The sequence below is a fragment of the Prevotella falsenii DSM 22864 = JCM 15124 genome (genome assembly GCF_000613945.1).
GTDB classification, from domain to species: Bacteria; Bacteroidota; Bacteroidia; order Bacteroidales; family Bacteroidaceae; genus Prevotella; species Prevotella falsenii.
Genome location: NZ_BAJY01000064.1, coordinates 1 through 3,311 on the forward strand (window position 1 = coordinate 1; position 3,311 = coordinate 3,311).

Below are 3,311 nucleotides of genomic sequence, written 5' to 3' on the forward strand. Positions count from 1 at the left end.
TGCGATGAACCTTTTTAAGGGAATTATCTTTGCAAGGTAAAACTGAAATCTCTCACTATTCCATCAGAGGATTTGCTTAAAGAATAGGTTCAGTAGGAAAAAGGCGGGAATGTTTTTGTTAATTCATATATTTTTCTTTCCTTTGTATCATGGAAAAAAATATCTGCGAAATAGCTTGTTTAACCTGCTTCTTATGCCGAATTCACGTATCTTTTAGAAATATTGCTGTCCGGTAAAACTCTCAAGTACATAATAATCTTGCTCAAAGCCCTTTATTATCGGTCTTTGAGCTTTCTTTTTCAAAAAGTAAGCCCACCTAATCAAAAAGGGTTGGTTCAGGAGGTGCTTTTTGTTGCTCTTTGGCAAGAATATTATCCCATGTTTTGTCGGGATTTTCCATAAATCTGATAAAATCGATGTAGTACATCAATGTAAGGCGCACCATAGCAACAACCTGCGAGAAGGCACAGTTTCTCTTTATGCTTCTTGAAAGGACGGTGATGAGCAAATTGGCAATCAGCACCACCCATGTTTGTATCTGTATGGCATTGACACTGTCTCCATAGAAGAAATGAAGCGGGAAGTTCTGTTTGAGCTGCTTATACAGCGACTCAATAGCCCACCGAAGACGGTATATCTCAGACACGTCTTCTACGGAGAAGTCAAAGTTATTGGTCAGCAAGACTACAGGTTTCTTGTCTTCGTAAAAGATTTCCACCCGTCGTGCCTCATGGATAAGCTCTTCTCGGGTAAAGCGCACTTTCCGGTCGATGTGTGTTACAAGTCCTTTGTCATTAACGTATGTAACCGACCCAAGTACCTCATACTTGAGATTCTTCTTCATTTTGGTTACATAGCACACGCCCTCCTCGGTAAGTCGTTGAAACTGTGCGATGTCTATGTATGCCCTGTCCATTGCCAAGGTGGTATCTTGAGGAAGATGCACCTCCTTGAGCAGGTAATGATCGTGTTTAGCTGCAGATGTGAGCCGGACTACCATCGGTACTCCAACATGATACTTCATTAAGGTATGCACCTTCATTCCGCCTTTCTTCTTGCCTGACTTAGGGTGTCTGCCAACACCTTTGAGGATGTTGTCAAATAGGGTTATCGTGGTTGAATCCATCATATAAAGCAATTTTTCCCGGTCTTTGCTCATGTGTCCGGCCTTTATAACTCTTGGGAGGGCGGCTGTTCGCTAAAAACTTAGCATACTTCTCCAAAAGGTAGGAATAGACATTGGCAAAGAACTCTTGAGGACGGCGGATATCAGCCTCTGCAAGCGTACTTCGCCTGACTATATAGTCTAATCCGAGATGGCGGAGTTTGTGCGCTTCTGCCTTCATGCCTATCTCAAGTTCACGCAGGGAATCAAAGTGTTTTAGGACTCCGAACAACATCACGACAAGATGCTTGTAGCCGTCAAAACGCTTCACATAAGCCTCGCTTCCTTGCGTTGTACGGCTGATTTGAAGAATTTTATCTTTATCAAGCAACTTTAAGACTTGACTATATACCGGCTGTCCGCTAAAATGACTATCTTTGCTCATGGTTATAAATTTTTCCAAAAACAAAGATAACCAAAAGGGCTGATACATCGTGAGAAGTGTCAGCCCTAATTGTTGATATTAATAAAAGTTTTACCAGACAGCAATAAAAAACTTTAGGAAATAGCAAAGCCCCGGCTTGGGAAAGTCGGGACTTTGTGCAAAAAAAGAAGAGGGGGCCTATTTTGACACACCTCCTATAGAATAGTTATCACTTTTAAGAAAGTTATCTTTACAAGGTAAAACAGAAAAACTTTCACTATTTCATCAATGGATTTGCTTAAAAATATCTGCGAAATAGCTTGCTTAACCTGCTCCTTATGCCGAAGTCACGTATCTTTTAGAAACAATAAAGTTCCATCCGTTAAGAATGGAACTTTATTTTTGCTTGCATTTTTCTTTTTCTCTAAGATTTCGTAATAACGCTGATGCTCATTACTTTAAACTACTTGAGTTGTATTTGCCAATGCAAAGATACTAATTTTAAAGCTAATCACAACCATTTCTCTTTTGCAGCATTCTCACCGTTAGTTGTATTTGCCAATGCAAAGATACTAATTTTAAAGCTAATCACAACTGCTAAAGAGTTTACTATACAGACGCAGGGGTTGTATTTGCCAATGCAAAGATACTAATTTTAAAGCTAATCACAACGCCGGGCTGTACCATTGTGAGGATTCCAGGTTGTATTTGCCAATGCAAAGATACTAATTTTAAAGCTAATCACAACAAGTCGGCAGCTTCCGTTGTCGGTTTTTCCGTTGTATTTGCCAATGCAAAGATACTAATTTTAAAGCTAATCACAACCCCGATAAGAACGAAGCGCAAATCCGTCGCGTTGTATTTGCCAATGCAAAGATACTAATTTTAAAGCTAATCACAACGGGCGCAGAAGATGACTATAAAAAGATAGTGTTGTATTTGCCAATGCAAAGATACTAATTTTAAAGCTAATCACAACCAACGACAGTTAAGGTTTCAAATGTTAAAAGTTGTATTTGCCAATGCAAAGATACTAATTTTAAAGCTAATCACAACTAGCACTGGTAGATGTGCTTCTCGGCTTTCGTTGTATTTGCCAATGCAAAGATACTAATTTTAAAGCTAATCACAACTTTATATAGGTGCGTTTCCACCTCCTGCAGGTTGTATTTGCCAATGCAAAGATACTAATTTTAAAGCTAATCACAACGTGTATGTCCTTTGTATTTAGCGGTAACTGTTGTATTTGCCAATGCAAAGATACTAATTTTAAAGCTAATCACAACCCCCGGCATTTTCCACTTTGGTTACTTCCAGTTGTATTTGCCAATGCAAAGATACTAATTTTAAAGCTAATCACAACTACCTGCGACGGCGAGAGGTTGATATTTCAGTTGTATTTGCCAATGCAAAGATACTAATTTTAAAGCTAATCACAACAACTCACGGAAATTTCCATCGTTGCCAAGAGTTGTATTTGCCAATGCAAAGATACTAATTTTAAAGCTAATCACAACGGAAATGTCGCAGTATCTTTGCGAAATCTCGTTGTATTTGCCAATGCAAAGATACTAATTTTAAAGCTAATCACAACATGAAAGAGAATACAAAATTTAAGCAGTGGGTTGTATTTGCCAATGCAAAGATACTAATTTTAAAGCTAATCACAACTGGGGGTAAATGGTAATTTCGCCACGTCGAGTTGTATTTGCCAATGCAAAGATACTAATTTTAAAGCTAATCACAACCGGCTATCATCTTCTTGTTGCCACCGGGTGTTGT

General features: G+C 38.7%; 2 protein-coding genes and 1 CRISPR repeat array. Both genes read right to left on the reverse strand.

Annotated features, from left to right (window positions below):
* Positions 1–316: 316 nt before the first annotated feature.
* Positions 317–1,129, reverse strand: coding sequence for an IS4 family transposase (locus JCM15124_RS14430; RefSeq protein ID WP_036885526.1), 813 nt, complete (start codon positions 1,127–1,129; stop codon positions 317–319).
* Entirely contained in the window at positions 1,098–1,550 is a 453-nt protein-coding gene (locus JCM15124_RS16860; protein WP_232220192.1) for a DUF4372 domain-containing protein, read from the reverse strand. Before JCM15124_RS16860 ends, JCM15124_RS14430 begins: the two co-directional genes overlap by 32 nt.
* A gap of 450 nt (positions 1,551–2,000) precedes the next feature.
* A CRISPR array of direct repeats spans positions 2,001–3,277; the repeat unit is 47 nt; unit sequence GTTGTATTTGCCAATGCAAAGATACTAATTTTAAAGCTAATCACAAC.
* Positions 3,278–3,311 lie beyond the last annotated feature (34 nt).